Below are 18,744 nucleotides of genomic sequence, written 5' to 3'. Positions count from 1 at the left end.
CAGGCCGATCTTAGCAGAGTCGGGCTTATCAAGCTGCAACCCGACTGTTAGAGTGAAGAACTGTCCTGTTTGGGCCAGTAAGCTGAATAACCCGAATTGGAATCCAACAAGATGAACAATAAAAAAAGCATACTGGCCAGCCTCATCGGACTGGCCTTGCTGGCCGGTTGTAGTCAGGGGCCGGACACAGCAGACAAACACTCCGGCCTCGCGCTGGCCAACATGGACACCCGGGTCAAACCCGGTGACGACTTCTTCCGCTACGTGAATGGCCACTGGCTGAGCACCGCCAAGATCCCGGACGACAGGCCCGCCGATGGCGCCTTCTACATGCTGCGGGACAAGTCCCTGGCGGACGTGCGGGTGCTGGTCGAGGGGCTCGACAGCAAGGCGGCGGCAGGCACCCCGGCCCAGCAGATCCACGACCTCTACCAGAGCTATCTGGATCAGGGCAGCCGGGATGCCAAGGGCACCACGCCGCTGCTGCCCCTGCTCAGCGACATCGATCAGATCCGCGATCAGAGCGGGCTGGCCCGAGCCTTTGCCCAGAGCGGTCGCACTGGCGGCGGTGCCCCGTTCGGCTTCTGGATCGACGCCGATGCCAAGGCGCCGGACAGCTATGCGGTCTACCTCTATCAATCCGGGCTCAGCCTGCCGGATCGGGATTACTACCTCAAGAGTGACCCCAACAGCCAGGCGCTGCGGCAGAAATACGAGCAGCACATCGCCGACATGCTGACCCGTTTCGGTGAAGCGGATGCCAAGGCCAAGGCCCAGCGCATCCTGGCCCTTGAGACCAAACTCGCCCAGATCCAGTGGGACAACGTGGCCCTGCGGGATCGGGAGAAGAATTACAACAAGGCGCCCCAGAGCGAGCTCAAGCGCCTCGCCCCGCACATCGACTGGGACAGCTATCTGAACCAGGCCGGCCTCGCCGGTCAGAGCAGCCTGGTCATAGGCCAGCCAAGTTATCTCGCGGCCCTTGATGACCTGATGCAGCAGACCCCGATCGGCGACTGGCAAGCCTACCTCAAGTGGCAGCTCATCACGGATTACGCCCCCTATCTTGACAGCCAGACCGACGCCCAGCACTTCGCCTTCTTCGGCACCACCTTAAGTGGCACCCCCAAGCAACGCGCCCCCTGGGAGCGCGCGCTCGGCGTGCTGGACGATCATCTGGGCGAGGCGGTGGGCCAGCTCTACGTGGAGCGCTACTTCCCGCCAGAGGCCAAGGCCCGCATGGAGCAGCTGGTGGAGAACCTGCGCACCGCCTATGGCCAGAGCATTCAGGAGCTGGAGTGGATGTCGCCGGAAACCAAGGCGCAGGCGCTGGAGAAGCTGGCCAAGTTCAGACCCAAGATCGGCTACCCGGACAAGTGGAAGGATTACAGCGCCATCGAGATCCGCCAGGGCGATCTGCTGGGCAACCTGCAGCGGGCCCACGCCTTTGAATATGCCGACAATCTGGCCCGCCTCGGCAAGCCGGTAGACAGAGACGAGTGGCACATGTCGCCGCAGACGGTGAACGCCTACTACAACCCGAGCAACAACGAGATCGTCTTCCCGGCCGCCATACTGCAGCCCCCCTTCTTCGACATGACGGCAGATGATGCGGTCAACTACGGCGCCATCGGCGGAGTGATCGGCCACGAGATGGGCCACGGTTTCGATGATCAAGGGGCCAAGTCAGACGGCGACGGCCTGATGCGCGACTGGTGGACGCCACAGGATCTCAAGGAGTTCCGCTTTCGCACCAGTCGGCTGGTGGCCCAGTACAACCGCTTCGAGCCCATCGATGGTCAGTTCGTCAATGGCCAGTTCACCCTGGGGGAGAATATCGGCGATCTGGGCGGTCTTACCATAGCCCACAAGGCCTACGAGCTGTCACTGGATGGCAAGGAGGCACCCGTGCTGGACGGCTTCACCGGCGAGCAGCGCTTCTTCCTCGGCTGGGCCCAGGTGTGGAAGGGCATGTATCGCCCCGAGCTGATGCAGATGCTGCTCGCCTCGGATCCCCACTCTCCGCCCGAGTACAGGGTCAACGGCGTGGTGCCGAACATTCCCGCCTTCTATGAGGCATTCAATATCCAGCCGGGGGACAAGCTCTATCTGGCCCCGGCCAAACGGGTCAAGATCTGGTAATGGTCGCCTCCGGCGAAGCAGAGAAAGAGAGCCGGGCAGAGGCAAGCCCGAACCCGGCCCACACATTCACATCCGTGACGGGCAGGCTTGCCGGCCCGTCACCGCAGCAACAAGGGTCACATCGATGAAAACCTTATTCATGACACTCGGCCTGCTCACCCTGCCACTGACTGGCCAGGCGGCGGAGGGATTCTTCAAACAGCTGACGCTGCCCTCCGGCCAGGTGATCACCGTCAGCGAGGGGCGTGGTGAACCCGCCTCCATCGGCAGCTACGACGTGCGCCTTTACTCCGGCGCCAATCCGCAGTTTCCCCTCGATCAGTTCATCGACGGCAAGGTGCTGGCGCGCGATGGCACCATCAAGGAGCTCAAACTGCAGGATCTCAACGGTGACAAGCAGCCCGAGCTCATCGTCATCATGGAGAGCACCGGCAGCGGCAGCTACCTGAGCGCCGACGCCTTCACCCTGCATCCGCAAGAGGGGATCGAGAGCTTCAACCACGTCGAGGAGCTGGCTCCCACTGACGATGTGATCCAGGCACTCAAAACCCCCCGCGATTAATTCATCACACGCCATGAGGCAGCCCCGCAGCGCGGGGCTGCCTCCTTGTCGGCGACGAACGCTGACGCCCTTTCTCGCCTCCTTGCTGCCCGGCGACAGACCTGAACCCCGATGGACGGCTTTTTTTTCTGCGCTTATAATCGCCGCACCTTGCCACTACGAAAAATAAGGAGGTAAAAAATGGTTATCCAAGCGTGTCCGATGTTCTCGGCCCGCCTGTTCGGCACATTCGCGTGCTCTTGCCTGCATACCATCGCGCTGCGATAGCGGGTTCGAGCAAAGCCGACTCCCTTCCAAACCGAGACCTTTCTCGACTCTGCCGTTGTCGCCAGCGCTCCTGATGACAGGGATCTTCGATCCCGGAATTTAAGAGAGCAAGAGCATGACAACCCTGATGAGTACCCATTCCCTGCAAATGAGTGCGGGGCACCTTCCGTTATTTGACAACCTCGACCTCAGCATCCGCAGCGGTGATCGCATTGGCCTCATAGGCGCCAACGGCTGTGGCAAGAGCACACTGCTCGCCCTGCTGGCTGGTCAGCGCCAGCCCCATGAGGGACGCATCCACAAGGCTAGCCCCTGCCGCTGTGAATTTGTGGCCCAGCATCTGCCCGCGCAACTGCAAGCACTCAGCACCCGCGCCGTGCTGCTCGATGCACTGGCCAACGAGGCTGACCAAGCGTGGCAGGTAGACAAGATGCTGACCGAACTGCAACTGACCGAGCAGGCCGACCTTCCGGTCAGCGCGCTGAGCGGCGGTCAGCACACCCGCTTGCAGATAGGCCGCGCTCTGCTGCACCAACCCAACCTGTTACTGCTGGACGAACCCAGCAACCACCTGGATCTGCCCGCCCTGCTCTGGCTCGAGCGCTTCCTGCTGGCGTGGCGTGGCGCCTTCGTATTAGTGTCCCACGATGGTCGCCTGCTCGATCGGGTAACCCGCGAGACCCTGATCCTGCGGGATCGGCGGCTTCATCGCTTCGCCCTGCCCTGCAGCCAGGCCAGGGCGGCCCTGGCCGAAGAGGATGAGCAAACCCGCCTGCGCCGGGCCGACGAGCAAAAAGAGATCGACCGCCTGAGCGCCAGCAGCAAACGCCTCGCCATCTGGGGGCGGGAGCATGACAACGAGAAGCTGGTGCGCCAGGCCAAGTCCATGGAGAAACGGGTAGCCAGGCTGCAGGAGGAGCAGAGCGTGGTCGGAGCGGACGCACCCTGGCGCCTCGAACTGCGCGGGCAGGCACTGCCCGCCGATGCCCTGCTTCGGCTGGAAGACCTCGACGTGCACCCCGCCCCCGGCTTGCCGCCGCTGCTGCGAGCCGAGGATCTCTGGCTGCGTGCTGGCGATAGGGTCGCCCTGCTCGGTGCCAACGGCACGGGCAAGTCTTCCCTGCTGCGTCAGTGCTGGGGCGAGGTGTGCGCTCAACAACCGGCCGAGGGCTGGTATCGCCACCCTGGCGCCAGCATCGCCTATTACGATCAGTCCCTGCAGCAGCTGGACGGCGACGCCACCCTGACCGATGCCCTCTATCCACTGGCACCATTGCCGGAGGTGACGCTGCGCCAGGCCCTGATCCGTGCGGGCTTCCCCTACTCCCGTCACGGTCAGCGAGTCGCGACCCTGAGCGGGGGCGAGCGAGCCAGACTGCTGTTCCTCGCCCTGTCACTGGCGAGTCACCATCTGCTCTGGCTCGATGAACCCACCAACCATCTGGATCTGGCAGGAAAGGAGGAGCTGGCCGAGGCGCTAACCGGCTTTGCTGGCGGCGTGCTGCTTGTCTCCCACGACCGGGATCTGATCGAGCGCAGCTGCAACCGCTTCTGGGTGATCAGGGAGGGTCGGATCCACGAGGCCCACAGCGCCGAGCAGGCCTATGCCGAGCTGCTCGGCGATGCGCCCGATCGGCCCGCCGCCGACGCCCAGGCCAATGACGCCGGGAGGGAAGATCCCATGCCGGAACACGATGATGAGGCGCTGCTGGCACGCTGGTACGAGCTGGATGCCCTGCTTGCCGCCGATCTCGCCCGCAAGCCCAAACATCAAACCCTGCGACTGCAGCAAGAGTGGCGCGATGAGCTGGAAAGGCTTGCCGGTTTGCTGGGTCTTTCCGAACCGTGAGCCCAGCCGTGATCCGCGCTGTTATCCCGCCCTTTTACCCAACTCACGCGGCCAGCCACGGCTGGCCGCAAGGAGCACATGATGTCTTCACCACCACAACCCGATATCAGGCTCGACCCCGTCACGGAGGCCGACTTGCCCCACATCTACCGCGCACTGTCAGATCCCAGGGTCATCGCCTATTACGGTATCAGCTATGACAGCATGGAGGCATGCCAGGCCCAGATGCGCTGGTACGCCGAGATAGCGCAGTGCCAGAGCGGGGCCTGGTTCCTGATCCGCTGCCAGCGAAACGGCGTCCCCCTGGGGGCCATCGGCTACAACGATGCCGACCCGCTGCACAAGCGGGCCGAACTCGGCTACTGGCTCTATCCCGAGCACTGGGGCCAGGGGATCATGCAGACGGCATTGCGGCAGTTTCTGGACCTCATCTACCACACCACCGAGCTGCACCGCTTGCTGGCGGTGGTGGAGGAGCCAAACTTCCCCTCTGCCCGCCTGCTCGAGCGGGCCGGCTTTCGCTACGAAGGGACGGCTCGGGAATGCGAGCGGAAGGGGGAGCAGTTTATCTCCCTGCGGCACTACGCCCTGCTACGCAGCGACCTGCCAAACGCTTGAGCACCACCGCATCTGATAGCCAGCAAAAAGCCCCGCACTGGGGCTTTTTATCGGGTCGGTTACTTGATGGCGCAGATGTTGTCGGTAGCCAGAGCGCGGCGACGTCTGCGCCGCCACAGGGAAAACACACCGTAACCCGCGCTGAGCAGCGCCGCATAAAGCACCTGGGAGGCGAGCGCTACCAGCACAGCGAGGCAGAGCAGCACACTCAAGGCCGCCAGCCCCTTGCCCATGCCACCGAGCAAGCGCCAACCCGCCGCCATGCAGAGCAGATAGACCAGCACAAAGTTGCCGTTGGCGTAGCGGATCAGCTCATCAAGCGGCAGTCGCAACCAGAGGATCAAGGTGATGGAGACGAAGCAGATGGCGAGCACCCAGCACAGGGCGTTGAGCGGCGCCCCCCTGGCCGAGAGGCGAGAGAGGGAGACCGGCAGCTTGCCTTCCCGCGCCATGCTCCAGATAAGGCGCGCAAATCCCTGCAGGTAGATGTTGATGCTGGCAAAGCAGGAGAGGTATCCAAGGATGGCCACCAGCCACTTGGCGGTGGGGCCGAACAGCAAGGAGAGCAGGGCCGGAATGGCGGTGGCATTGGTCGCCTCGTCGCCATAGAGGCCATATTTGAGCACCACCAGCGAGTGCACCCAGTAAATCAGCCCCGCCAGCAAGACGCCGCCGAGCAGGGCCAGCGGATAGTCCCGCTCCGGCCGCTTGAACTCCTCCCCCATGTGGGCGAAGGCTTCCAGCCCCACGAAGCACCAGAACATCAGCGCCAGCGCCGTGCCCATGGCGGGCCACTCAGCTGCCGTCGGCAGTGGCTGCGCTGCGTCACGCCAGCTGAGATCCCCCTTGAACCAGATGAGCAGGGTCAGCCCCAATATGGCCAGGGCAATCAACAACTGCAGGTTGCCGGAGGAGCGCGCCCCCCGCAGCCCGAGCAGGAATACCCCGAGCAGGGTCAGCAGCTGGATGGCCCACAGGGTCCACTCCCCCAGATCAAACAGCGCGTGCCAGAAGCCAGCGGCGATAGTGAGGGCCGCAGGCAAGCCCACCGGCAGCACAGCCAGAAACAGAAAGGCGGAGAAGCGCTCGGCGCCGTTGCCAAAGGCGAGCCCGATGAGGTGCGGCGCCCCACCCGCATGGGGGTAGCGGCGCCCCAGTCGGGCGAAGGTGAAGGCGATGGGCAGTACCAGCACGATGAGCAACACCCAGGCCCATAGCGAAGCGCCCCCCGCCAGCGACGCCGCAGTCGCTGGCACCACGAAGATCCCGGTACCCAGCAGTGAGGTGGCGAGCAACCCCATCCCCTGCCAGAGCCCCAGCTCTTTTTTCAACGCAGACATATCCTTTTGCCCTGACTGGAAAAACATCACGCCATGTTAGGCCGCAGCCCCTTGCTTGTTAAGGGCTATCCGTTGATCAAACAAAAAAAGCCGCCTCTTGCGAGGCAGCTTCTTCATTCAACAGCGTAACTGGTGTTATCAGGCAATCAGCTTATAGATGATACCGGACATGGCGATCAGGCCAATCAGGGTCACGAAGCCGTTGCTGATGTTGCCAGCGTATTTGCGCATGGCCGGCACCTTGGAGATGGCGTACATCGGCATCAGGAACAGCAGCATCGCGATGATGGGGCCGCCCAGGTCTTCGATCATGCCGAGGATGCTCGGGTTGATGGTGGCGATGGCCCAAGTGGTCAGGATCATGAACACCGCAGTCACTTTGTTCAGCTGCTTGGTGTCAACGTTCTTGCCCTTCTCGCGCAGCGCTTTGGCCATCAGGCCGTTCATGCCTTCTTGCGCTCCCAGGTAGTGACCCAGGAAGGATTTGCTGATGGCAACCATGGCAATCAACGGAGCCACAGTGGCGATAACCGGGTTGTCGAAGTGGTTGGCCAGATAGGACAGGATGGAGATGTTCTGCTCTTTGGCAGCAGCCAGGTCAGCCGGAGAGAGGCTCAGTACGCAGCTGAATACGAAGAACATAACGGTCATCACCATCATGACGTGGGCGCCCAGCAGGATGTTGCTGCACTTCTTCTCGGCACCTTCACCGTAGCGACCTTTGTTGTCCACCGCGAAGGAGGAGATGATCGGAGAGTGGTTGAAGGAGAACACCATGACCGGGATAGCCAACCACAGGGTCTTGAGGAAGTCGCCGTTGAAAGCGTCAGCCAGCGCTGGTGCTTCAGTGATGATGGTACCGTTCCAGTGCGGGATCAGGTAAAACGCCAGGCCCATCAGGGTGATCACGAACGGGAATACCAGCACGCTCATCGCTTTGACGATAACCTGACCGCCCAGACGAACAACCGCCATCAGACCGAGGATCAGCGCCAGTGACAGGATGGCACGGGGAGGTGCAGACATGCCCAGCTGGTGAACAATCACGCTCTCGACGGTATTGGTGATGGCGACCGAGTACATCAGTACGATCGGGTAGATGGCAAAGAAGTAGAGCAGGGTGATGAACTTGCCTGCCGTCTTGCCGAAGTGCTCTTCTACTACTTCAGTGATGTCGCCATCACGGGTAGAGCCGGACAGCACGAAGCGGGCCAGACCACGGTGAGCGAAGAAAGTCAGCGGCAGGGCCAGGATCAACATGGCCACCAGCGGCCACAGACCACCGACACCGGCGTTGATTGGCAGGAAGAGCACACCGGCACCGATGGCGGTACCGTACAGGCCCAGCATCCAGACCAAGTCGGCCTTGTTGATGCCACGGGAAGACGCATTACTGGCTAAGTTGCCTTCAACTGCAATGTTCATGTCAGACATAGGGGTGTTCCTGTCATCAAGGAAAATAGAAAAAATCTAGTCAACCGGGCGCAATGCCCTGTCCCATTTCCCTGGAACTCCTGCAGTCCATCCCTGTTATTCTTATCCCGCCGACTCGGCAACTTGCTCGCCACTCCATGTAACAACCAAACTGCAACAAACAGATCTGTGGGTCATCAGCCCGGGGGCCGCAAGCGCGTCAACCATTACAACTCATTAACGCACCTTTGTTCTGATGCGCTGACTCTAATTAAATCCCCTTAGCGATCACAGTGTTTTTTTGAATTAATCAACCAAAGTTTGATTAGAATCGCCTTTCTGACGTCCGAGATCACGTTATCAGCCCAATCTTGTGAACAACCGTTAACAATCACAGGTAGTTTCACCCGTATCTACACCCTTTGAGGTACAACAAACTGATTACATGTGTCTGTTTATTGCTCCGGTTGTGCGCTGAAGTGCCCTGACGTACCCTGTTCCTCAACATTTCCCCATTGCATTAATATGGCCATCACCCGTACCGACCTCGCCGAACTGGCAGTCTTTGCCGCCGTCGCCCGTCACCAGAGTTTCAGCAAAGCCGCCCTTGAGCTCGGGGTGTCGGCTTCCGCCCTGAGCCACAGCCTGAAAGGGCTAGAGACCCGGTTGGGTGTCAGGTTGCTCAATCGCAGCACCCGCGCCGTGGTGCCGACCGATGCGGGCCAGCACCTGCTCGAACAGTTGCTGCCCACGCTAAACCACCTGCAGAGCGCACTCGAAGAACTGGCTCACCACAGCGGCGAGCCGGTGGGACGGCTGAAGATCAGTGCGCCGCGGGGCGCCATCGATGAGCTGCTGGCTCCCGTGCTGCTCGACTACATGGTGCGCTACCCGCGCATACAGGTGGAAGTGGTGGAGCAGGAGCTGATGCCGCGTCTCATCGAGGATGGCTATGATGCCGCCATCTTCTATGGTGATCTGCTGCCCAAGGAGATGATAGGTGTGCCGCTCGGGCCTCCCCAACGCTATCTGGTGGTGGGGTCACCCGCCTATCTGGCCGAGCGCGGCACGCCGCAACATCCCCGCGAGCTGTCACGCCATGCCTGCATAGGCTACCGGCTGACGCCATCTCATCACTACCGCTGGGCGTTTGCCGGGGAAGAGGGTGCCCTGCTGGAGATAGAGGTGACCGGGCCACTGACCACCAGCACGCCGGCTCTCTATCTGGGGGCGGCAGAGGCTGGGCTGGGATTGGCGTATTGTCTGGAGGAGGAGGTGAGCAAGCAGCTGGCACAGAGAAAACTGGTGAGCGTGCTGGAGCAGTGGTGCCCCACCTTCGTGGGATTTTCACTCTTTTATCCCAGCCGACATCAGCTGGGCAGCGGCCTGCGCGCCCTGATAGACATGCTCAAGGCACACTATCAAACCCGATGATTACTGAGATAAATTCATTAATCCATCAAATACAAACCGGATTATCAACAAAAACATATTAATCTAGACTGTCTGCTCGATCATCGAACTCCCCCAAGAGAACAGATATGTCTGCCTACTTACTGTTGCGCCAACGGGCAATGACTCGCCGTTTCTGGGGCTATGCCCTCCCCTCCGTCATGGCCATGCTGGTCTCAGGTGCCTACTACCTGGTCGATGGCATCTTCGTCGGCCACTATGTGGGGGCCGCTGGCCTCGCCGGCATCAACCTGGTCTATCCGGTCATCATGGTGCTGATCGGGCTCGCCGCCATGATCAGCATGGGGGCAGCCACCGCCATCTCCCTGCATCAGGGGGCGAAGCAGAGCCGGCTGGCCCGACAGGCGCTGGTCAATGCGTTTTGGCTGCTCGGGCTGCTCGGACTCCTGGCGCCCTTGCTGCTGTACCATTGGCACATCGACATACTGCAAGCATTGGGGATTGAGCAAGGTACCGACACCTGGAAACAGGCCAGTGACTACCTCAGCTGGATCGGTGGCGGTACCCTGCTACTGGCCTGCAACCTGGCGGTACCCTACCTGCTGCGTAACGACGGCAGGCCAAGGCTGGCCATGATCCTGGTCAGCAGTGGCGCCATCCTCAACATCGTACTCAACTACCTCATGGTCGGGCGGCTGGGACTGGGGCTGGTGGGCTCGGCCCAGGCAACGCTCATCACTGAGGGGATCGTCAGCCTGCTCGGCCTGGGCTACTTCTTTACCTCCCATGCCAAGCTACGCCTCTCATGGCGCCACATGGTGCCCATACTCCCGGCCATGCCCAACCTGCTGTTCACCGGCCTGCCAAGCCTGATAGCCCAGTTCAACCTGGGGCTGCTACTGCTGCTACACAACAGCCAGCTGATGGCGTATGGCGCCATCAAGGATCTGGCCGGCTTCACCGTAGCCGGTTACACAGAAGCCGTGTTCATCGTGATCCTGCAGGGTCTGGCCTTCGGCATCCAACCGCTCATCAGCCAGGCGACGGGGGCCAAACGCTATCGGGATCTGAAATTCCTGATGGAGATGGGGCTCAAGATCACGCTTGCCTATGGCATGGCGGTCTGGCTACTGATCCAGCTGCTGCCGCGCCAAGTGGCCATGCTCTACATCGGCAATCAGGATGCCGAGCTGCTTGCTGCGGCCGTCAGCAGCCTGACCCTCAACCTCAGCGCCATTCCGCTGGAGGGGATCATCATGTTCGGCATAGTGTTGCTGCAGTCCATGGCCCGCACCAAGCAGGCGCTGATCATCTCGGCGGCCAAGACACTGCTGCTGCTGCCGCTGATCTTCCTGCTGCCGCTCTGGTGGGGCCGCGAGGGTGTGCTGATGGCCCAGCCCACCACTGTCTTGCTGCTGACCCTGCCGCTGTGCGGGCTGCTTTGGCAGGAGTGGCGTCGACTCAAGCGGGCGTGCACACCCCTTCACCCGCATCACGCCAAGCCGATCGGTTCTCATCAGGGAGTCCAGCTGGCCCGTCGCGCCAGCTAGACAGAGCCGCACGCAGGTGAAGAGGGCAGCGAGCTTGAGGGGATAGACGGCAAGTCAACTGAGTTTTCACAGGGCGTCGGTCTACCTTGTCCATGAGTTGAGCTGCATGCCATCTGTGTCACCTGGCATATCCCGAGACGGGTGGCAGACCTGGAGAAACCAGCGGGCCATTCGTATTAACAGCCAGCAGGCTATTCGTATTAACAGAGAGAAGAGCGCGAACTGACCCCCGCTGCGTGAAGCCAGACCATGGAAGCGCAGTGTGAAAAAACCAATAAAAACAATGTCAGTCAGGCTTAACTGACTGGCACCGGGAGCGGGAGCCCACTTTTTGGCCACGATCCGCCGCTCGTTGATCCGACACCGGGGTGTTCGGCAAACATAGCGCCAAATGATATCCGTATGAATAGCATTTCTCCCGGCCCCAAAAAGAAGGCCCCCGCAATGCGGGGGCCTTCTGGCAGGTCGGGATGAAGCCGGTGCTTAGCAGTAGCCGTAGCCCATCAGGCGCTGGTAGCGCTGCTCCAGCAACTCATCAGTCTCGAGCGGGCGCAACGCGTTAAGATCCTGCTGGATGCGATCCTTCAGGCGCTTGGCCATCAGCTCCACATTGCGGTGGGCACCGCCAAGGGGCTCCTCGACTATGCTGTCGATGAGCTTCAGTTCCTGCAGGCGCTGGGCCGTGATGCCCATGGCATCCGCGGCGATCGGTGCCTTGTCGGCACTCTTCCACAAGATGGAGGCACACCCTTCCGGCGAGATAACGGAGTAGGTGGAGTATTGCAGCATGTTGACGCGATCCCCCACGCCGATAGCCAGCGCACCACCCGAGCCGCCTTCACCGATCACGGTGCAGACCACAGGCACAGTCAGACCGGCCATCACTTTCAGGTTGTGGGCGATGGCTTCAGACTGGCCACGTTCCTCGGCACCCACACCGGGATAAGCACCCGGGGTGTCGATGAAGGTGATGATCGGCATCTTGAAGCGCTCGGCCATCTCCATCAGGCGCAGGGCCTTGCGATATCCTTCCGGACGCGGCATGCCGAAGTTGCGCTTGATCTTCTCTTTGGTCTCGCGACCCTTCTGGTGACCAATCACCATCACCGGCTCACCGTCGAGACGGGCGATGCCGCCGACGATAGCCTTGTCATCGGCATAGGCGCGATCCCCAGCCAACTCGTCGAAATCGGTGAAGATATGCTCGATATAGTCAAAGGTGTAGGGGCGCTGGGGATGACGCGCCATCTGGGATACCTGCCAGGCACCCAGATCACCGAAGATCTTCTTGGTCAGCTCTTCGTTTTTCTTCTCCAGCCGGCGAATGTCTTCATTGAGATCGACAGCACTGTTGTGCTCACTCACATGACGGAGTTCATCAATCTGCGCCTGCAACTCGGCAATTGGCTGTTCAAAATCCAGAAAAAGACTCATAGGGCCTATAGATCCTCTAATCAAAAACCAATTCAACCCGCTCTCGTCCAAGCAGGACGCGCAAGTCATCTATCAGTTGATCGGTGGGCGTCACCCGCCACTCGGTACCGAGCGTCAATCGCACCCGGGAGCCGGGGCGACGATAGTTTACCTGAACCGGACAGACTCCGGCACGGGCGGGTTCCAAAATCTCGCACAAACGCGGGAAAAAGCGATCATCAATCCGCTGTTCATCGAGGGAGATGCGGATTGCCCTGGCAAAACGCTCCCTCGCATCGTTGATATCCAGTAATTCACGGGCCGACATTTTAAGGCCACCGGAGAAGTCATCAAAGCTGACCTGTCCAGAAACCACCAAAATACGGTCTTTTTGCATCAATTCTTCATATTTTTCCAGCGCTTCACTGAACAGGGTCACATCGAGACGGCCGGATCGGTCGTCCAGGGTGAAGATCCCCATCTTGTTGCCACGCTTGGTCACCATGCTGCGGGCCGCGATCACCAGCCCCGCCGCCGTGGTCACCGTATCCCGGGAGGTGGGATGCAGATCGCACAGGCGACCGGACGTATAACGACGCAATTCGCCGCTGTACTGGTTGATGGGGTGCCCGGTCAGATAAAGCCCGAGCGTCTCGCGCTCCCCTTCCAGCCACACCTTGTCAGGCCAGTGCGGCACGTTGGCGAACGCCTTCTTGACGTCGTCAATCTCCTGGGTCAGGACACCAAACATGTCGACCTGGCCTACCGCTTGAGCCTTGGCATGCTGCTCGGCGGCACGCATCGCTTCCTCCAGGGTCGCCATCAGGGCGGCGCGGTGCGGGCCGAGTCGGTCCATGGCGCCGGAGAGGATGAGCTTTTCCATCACCCGTTTGTTGATCTTCTTGATGTCGACCCGGTTGCAAAAGTCGAACAGATCGCGAAACGGCCCATCCTGATCGCGGGCGCTAAGAATGGCGTCGATGGGACCTTCCCCCACCCCCTTCACGGCCCCGATACCGTAGACGATGTGACCGTCTTCGTTGACCGAGAAGCGGTAACGACCCGTGTTCACATCCGGCGGTATCACGGTGAGCCCCATGCGCTGGCACTCGTCCACCAGGGTCACTATCTTGTCGGTGTTGTCCATGTCGGCGGTCATCACCGCCGCCATGAACTCGGCCGGGAAGTGGGTCTTGAGCCAGAGCGTCTGGTAGGAGACCAGCGCATAGGCGGCAGAGTGGGATTTGTTGAAGCCGTAGCCCGCAAACTTTTCCACCAGATCGAAGATCTTCACCGCCAGTTCGCCATCAATGCCGTTCTTGACGGCGCCTTCCTCAAACCCAGATCGCTGCTTGGCCATCTCTGCCGGGTTCTTCTTGCCCATGGCCCGGCGCAGCATGTCCGCCCCACCGAGCGTATAGCCCGCCAGCACCTGGGCTATCTGCATCACCTGCTCCTGATAGAGGATGATGCCGTAGGTGGGCTCCAGGATCGGCTTGAGACTCTCGTGCTGCCACTTCTCGTCCGGGTAGGAGATAGCCTCCTTGCCGTGCTTGCGCTCGATGAAGTTGTCCACCATGCCCGACTGGAGCGGGCCCGGCCGGAACAGCGCCACCAGGGCGATCATGTCTTCGAAACAGTCAGGCTGCAGCCGTTTGATGAGATCCTTCATGCCGCGGGATTCCAGCTGGAATACCGCCGTGGTCTCGAACCGCTGCAGCAGGTCAAACGACTTCTTGTCGTGGATCGGGATGGCGGCGATGTCGACCGGTGGCTTGCCCTCCTTGGCCAGGCGCGGGTTGATCATGCCGAGCGCCCAGTCGATGATGGTCAGGGTACGCAGCCCCAGGAAGTCAAACTTCACCAGCCCTGCGTACTCCACATCGTTCTTGTCGAACTGGGTGACAGGGTGATTACCGGAGTCGTCGCAGTAAAGCGGCGCAAAGTCGGTGATCTTGGTGGGCGCGATTACCACGCCACCTGCGTGTTTGCCGGCGTTGCGCACCACCCCTTCCAGCCGGCGCGCCATGTCGATGAGGTCTTTGACCTCCTCATCCTGCTCGTAGAGCTCTGGCAGCTTGGGCTCGGCCTCGAACGCCTTGGCCAGCGTCATGCCCGGATCCGGCGGGATCAGCTTGGAGATGCGATCGACGAACCCGTAGGCGTGGCCCAGCACCCGGCCCACGTCCCGCACCACCGCCTTGGCCGCCATGCTGCCGAAGGTAATGATCTGCGACACCGCATCCCGGCCATACATCTCGGAGACGTGCTCGATCACCTCGTCCCGTCTGTCCATGCAGAAGTCGACGTCGAAGTCGGGCATGGAGACCCGCTCCGGGTTCAGGAAACGTTCGAACAGCAGGTCAAATTCCAGCGGGTCGAGATCGGTGATCTTGAGCGCATAGGCCACCAGTGACCCTGCACCCGACCCCCGGCCCGGCCCGACAGGAATGCCGTTGTCCTTGGACCACTGGATAAACTCCATCACGATGAGGAAGTAACCCGGGAAGCCCATCTGGTTGATCACCTTGAGCTCGATGTCGAGGCGCTCGTCGTACTCGCCGCGCTTGGCGACGCGAACCTCGGGATCAGGGAACAGGAAGGCGAGGCGGTCCTCCAGTCCCTCCTTGGACTTCATTACCAGGAAGTCTTCGGTGGTCATGTCGCCGGTCGGGAAGTTGGGCAGGAAGTATTCACCGAGGCGCACCGTCACGTTGCAGCGCTTGGCGATCTCCACCGTGTTCTCCAGCGCCTCCGGGATGTCGGCGAACAGCTCGGCCATCTCTTCCTGGCTGCGCAGGTACTGCTGCGGGCTGTAACGGCGCGGGCGACGCTTGTCCATCAGGGTGTAGCCATCGTGGATGGCAACCCGGATCTCGTGGGCATCAAAGTCTTCGGCGTTGAGGAACACCACCTCGTTGGTGGCGACCACCGGCAGCTCGAACTCGGTGGCGATGGCCACCGCCATGTGCAGGTAGACCTCTTCGTCGGGTCGACCGGTGCGCAGCAGCTCCAGATAGTAGGCGTCGGGGAAGTGAGTCCGGTAGAAGTCGAGGCACGACTCCGTCATCTGCCGGTTGCCCTTGAGCAAGAACTTGCCGACATCCCCCTCACGTGCACCCGAGAGCACTATCACGCCCTTGGCGTGATCCGCGAGCCAGGCCCGGTCGATGACGGGGCGACCCTGGACGTGACCGCGCTGGTAGCCACGGGAGATCAGCAGGGTGATGTTCTGGTAGCCGTCGTTATCCATGGCCAGCAGGGTGAGGCGAAACTGCTCGTCACCCAGCGCCTCGCTCTGCACCCAGAAGTCGGCCCCGACGATGGGCTTGATGCCCTTGCCGTGGGCCGAACCATAGAAGCGCACCAGGCCACACATGTTCATCTGGTCGGTCAGCGCCAGCGCCGGCATGTTGTTGGCCGCTGCCGCCGAGACGATGGGGTTGATCTTCTGAAGGCCATCGACCATGGAGAAGTCGGAGTGGACCCGCAGGTGGATAAAACGGGGTTCAGCCATCGTCATACCCTCTCGTTGCACAGAGTGGCGCGCATGTCGTGATGCCGGCAGCTCTGCATGGTTTACTCGATCCCCAGTGCACGGCGCACCGGTTTGAAACTCTGCCGATACTCGGGCAAGGGGCCGCGCTCGGCCAGAATGGCAAGGTGCTCAGGCGTCGGATAGCCCTTGTGACGGGCGAAACCGTACTCGGGATGACGGCTGTCCAGCTCGGTCATTTCCCCATCGCGGGTCACCTTGGCCAGAATCGAGGCGGCGCTGATGGCGGCCACCAGGCTGTCCCCCTTGACCACGGCCCGTGCTTCCATCGGCAATGCCGGGCAGCGGTTGCCGTCGATAAAGACCAGCTCGGGGGTGACGTTCAGTCCCGCCACGGCGCGCTGCATCGCCAGCATGGTGGCGTGCAGTATGTTGAGCTCGTCTATCTCCTGCGGCGTAGCGCGGCCGATGGCCCAGGCCAGCGCCTTGGCCTTGATCTCGTCAAACAGCGCCAGACGTTTCTTCTCGGAGAGCTTCTTGGAGTCTGCCAGCCCGACAATGGGGTTGGCGGGATCCAGGATCACGGCGGCCGTGACCACGTCACCCACCAGGGGACCACGCCCCACCTCGTCCACACCGGCAACCAGCCTGTCTTCGGGAATATCGATCATCATCTTGCAGCCTTGAATCAAAACAGGCCCCGCAGGGCCTGACATGGGGTCGATTAGCGCAGCATAATCGGCCGCCCGGGAATATTATCTGCCAAGCAGATCGGCCACCGCATCGGCGGCCTGCACATCGGCATTGCAGCGAATGCGCTGGTGCAGCCGGGTGAAGGTGGCGATGAGCTCGCGGTTATCGTGTTCCAGCAGCTTGCTGACCTCTTCCACCAGATTGTCCGGGGTGCACTCGTGCTGCAGCAACTCGGGCACCAGCATCTGGTCTGCCAGCAAGTTGGGCAGGGACACATAAGCGGTCTTCACCAGCCGCTGGGCCAGCCAGTAGCTGAAGGGCTTGAGCTTGTAACCCACCACCATGGGCTTTTTCACCAGCATGGCTTCGAGCGCGGCGGTACCGGAAGCGAGCAGCACGGCATCGGCGGCGATCATCGCCTCGCGGCCCTGCCCTTCCAGCAGCACCATGTCGAGATCCGGCGCCAGCTCGGCCTTGATGGCCATGAACTGCTCGCGCCGTTTGTCGTTGACCAGCGGCACGATGAAACCGAGATCCGGGTAACGCACGGTCAGGTGCTTGCAGGCTTCGAGAAATACCGGTGACATGAAACCCACCTCGGCACTGCGACTGCCGGGCAGCATGGCCAGCCAGCGTCGGCCCGGGTCAATGCCGAGCGCCTGGCGCACCGCGGCTTGATCCGGCACCAGCGGAATATCATCCGCCATGGTGTGGCCGACAAAGCGGCAAGGGGCATCGAAACGGTCGTAGAAGGCTTTCTCGAATGGCAGGAAGGCGAGCACCATGTCGGTGGCTGCCTTGATCTTGTGAATGCGGTTCTGACGCCAAGCCCACACAGAGGGGCTGACGTAGTGAACCGTCTTGATACCGGCGCGGCGCAGTTTCAGCTCCACCCCGATATTGAAATCCGGTGCATCCACCCCGACGAAGATGTCAGGCGGATTGGCAATAAAATGGCGCAGCAGTTCGCGGCGGACCTTGAGGATGCGGGGCAGACGGCCAAGCACCTCGGTGATCCCCATGACGGAAAGCTCTTCCATCTCGAACAGCGCCTTGACGCCCAGGGCCTGCATCCGCGGCCCGGCAATCCCTTCAAACTGCGCATCCGGATAGCGGCGCTGCAGTTCACGCACCAGCCCGGCTGCCAGGATGTCGCCGGAGGTCTCCCCGGCGACGATACCGATGCGAACGGGATCAGGCACGGATGATCCCGCGCTCATTGTCCTTGAGGAAATCCACATAGAGCTGAACAGCCGGTTCGCTGGCCGCCATCTCCATCAGCACGGGCAACACCTCTTCGATGGTCTTGCCGGAGCGGAAGATCTCCTTGTAGGCACGCTTGACGGCCGAGATGGCCTCAGGGCTATAGCCGCGACGACGCAGCCCTTCGGAGTTAACCCCGAACGGCTTGGCGTAGTTACCAGCCGCCATCACATAAGGCGGCACGTCCTTGTTCAGGGCAGCGCAGCCACCAACGAAGGCGTGGGAGCCAACCCGACCAAACTGGTGGATTGCGGATAGACCGCCAAAGATCACGAAATCACCGATCACCACGTGGCCCGCCAAGGTCGCGTTGTTGGCGAAGATGCAGTGGTCACCGATGAGGCAATCATGGGCAACGTGCACGTTGACCATGAACAGGTTGCCGCTGCCCACCCTGGTCAGGGATTGATCCTGGATGGTGCCGCGATGCACTGTGCAGTTCTCGCGAAAGACGTTGTTGTCGCCGATCTCGAGGAAAGTGCGCTCGCCAGCGTACTTCTTGTCCTGGCAATCCTCACCGATGGAGGTGTGCTGGAAGATCTTGTTGCCACGACCTATCTTGGTCGGGCCTTTGATCACCACATGAGAGCCTATCCAGGTGTTTTCGCCGATTTCAACCTCGGCGCCGATGACAGAAAAGGGGCCGATTTCAGCCCCTTTACCGATCACGGCAGACTCATGAACGATGGCAGTATCGTGAATGATGGCAGTCTGGTCGATCACGT

Annotated in this window: 13 protein-coding genes and 1 pseudogene; 7 read left to right on the top strand and 7 right to left on the bottom strand. The window is 61.2% G+C overall.

Annotated features, from left to right (window positions below):
• Nucleotides 1–111 precede the first annotated feature (111 nt).
• The 4 genes from BN1129_RS17210 to BN1129_RS17195 all read left to right on the top strand — a co-directional run bounded on the left by BN1129_RS17210 (nt 112) and on the right by BN1129_RS17195 (nt 5,438).
• A complete protein-coding gene (locus BN1129_RS17210; protein WP_042038178.1) occupies nt 112–2,142 on the top strand; it encodes a M13 family metallopeptidase in 2,031 nt (676 codons plus the stop codon).
• 124 nt (nt 2,143–2,266) lie between these two features.
• Entirely contained in the window at nt 2,267–2,704 is a 438-nt protein-coding gene (locus BN1129_RS17205) for a PliI family lysozyme inhibitor of I-type lysozyme (protein WP_042038177.1), read from the top strand.
• 382 nt (nt 2,705–3,086) lie between these two features.
• Nucleotides 3,087–4,820 (top strand): ABC-F family ATP-binding cassette domain-containing protein, encoded by a 1,734-nt coding sequence (locus BN1129_RS17200; RefSeq protein WP_042038176.1) that lies wholly within the window; start codon nt 3,087–3,089, stop codon nt 4,818–4,820.
• A gap of 81 nt (nt 4,821–4,901) precedes the next feature.
• Nucleotides 4,902–5,438: a GNAT family N-acetyltransferase gene (locus BN1129_RS17195; RefSeq protein ID WP_042038174.1), complete on the top strand. Its 537-nt coding sequence runs from the start codon at nt 4,902–4,904 to the stop codon at nt 5,436–5,438.
• Between the two features lie 59 nt (nt 5,439–5,497).
• On the opposite strand, the gene yjeH is transcribed toward BN1129_RS17195, so the two are convergent.
• A complete protein-coding gene (yjeH, locus tag BN1129_RS17190) occupies nt 5,498–6,778 on the bottom strand; it encodes an L-methionine/branched-chain amino acid transporter (RefSeq protein ID WP_042038173.1) in 1,281 nt (426 codons plus the stop codon).
• A 138-nt stretch (nt 6,779–6,916) separates the two neighbouring features.
• Complete coding sequence (locus tag BN1129_RS17185) at nt 6,917–8,212, bottom strand: HAAAP family serine/threonine permease (RefSeq protein WP_042038172.1); 1,296 nt, start codon at nt 8,210–8,212, stop codon at nt 6,917–6,919.
• Between the two features lie 504 nt (nt 8,213–8,716).
• Here BN1129_RS17185 and BN1129_RS17180 point away from each other — a divergent pair.
• From BN1129_RS17180 to BN1129_RS24265, 3 genes and pseudogenes are all read left to right on the top strand, one after another.
• Nucleotides 8,717–9,625, top strand: a complete 909-nt coding sequence (locus BN1129_RS17180; RefSeq protein ID WP_042038171.1) for a LysR substrate-binding domain-containing protein — start codon at nt 8,717–8,719, stop codon at nt 9,623–9,625.
• A 107-nt stretch (nt 9,626–9,732) separates the two neighbouring features.
• Nucleotides 9,733–11,154, top strand: a complete 1,422-nt coding sequence (locus tag BN1129_RS17175; RefSeq protein ID WP_042038169.1) for an MATE family efflux transporter — start codon at nt 9,733–9,735, stop codon at nt 11,152–11,154.
• Nucleotides 11,120–11,454 (top strand): annotated as a pseudogene (locus BN1129_RS24265) (IS4 family transposase); the annotation flags it as partial. The gene BN1129_RS17175 and the pseudogene BN1129_RS24265, both read left to right, overlap by 35 nt.
• A gap of 183 nt (nt 11,455–11,637) precedes the next feature.
• Here the strand turns inward: BN1129_RS24265 and accA are convergent.
• From accA to lpxA, 5 genes are all read right to left on the bottom strand, one after another.
• Complete coding sequence (gene accA / locus BN1129_RS17170) at nt 11,638–12,588, bottom strand: acetyl-CoA carboxylase carboxyl transferase subunit alpha (protein WP_042038168.1); 951 nt, start codon at nt 12,586–12,588, stop codon at nt 11,638–11,640.
• A 16-nt stretch (nt 12,589–12,604) separates the two neighbouring features.
• On the bottom strand, nt 12,605–16,084 hold the full coding sequence (gene dnaE, locus BN1129_RS17165; protein ID WP_042038369.1) for a DNA polymerase III subunit alpha: 3,480 nt from the start codon (nt 16,082–16,084) through the stop codon (nt 12,605–12,607).
• 62 nt (nt 16,085–16,146) lie between these two features.
• Nucleotides 16,147–16,737 carry a ribonuclease HII gene (gene rnhB / locus BN1129_RS17160; protein ID WP_108536080.1) on the bottom strand — a complete coding sequence of 197 codons (591 nt, stop codon included), beginning with the start codon at nt 16,735–16,737 and terminating at the stop codon, nt 16,147–16,149.
• 81 nt (nt 16,738–16,818) lie between these two features.
• Nucleotides 16,819–17,958: a lipid-A-disaccharide synthase gene (lpxB, locus tag BN1129_RS17155; RefSeq protein ID WP_042038167.1), complete on the bottom strand. Its 1,140-nt coding sequence runs from the start codon at nt 17,956–17,958 to the stop codon at nt 16,819–16,821.
• On the bottom strand, nt 17,951–18,742 hold the full coding sequence (lpxA, locus tag BN1129_RS17150) for an acyl-ACP--UDP-N-acetylglucosamine O-acyltransferase (protein ID WP_084204677.1): 792 nt from the start codon (nt 18,740–18,742) through the stop codon (nt 17,951–17,953). The genes lpxB and lpxA overlap by 8 nt, the downstream gene beginning before the upstream one ends.
• Nucleotides 18,743–18,744: the final 2 nt, after the last annotated feature.

It is taken from the genome of Aeromonas popoffii (assembly GCF_000820025.1).
Classification (GTDB): Bacteria; Pseudomonadota; Gammaproteobacteria; order Enterobacterales; family Aeromonadaceae; genus Aeromonas; species Aeromonas popoffii.
The sequence above is the reverse complement of the archived record's forward strand: the minus strand, read 5'-3'. Positions and strand labels throughout refer to the sequence as shown.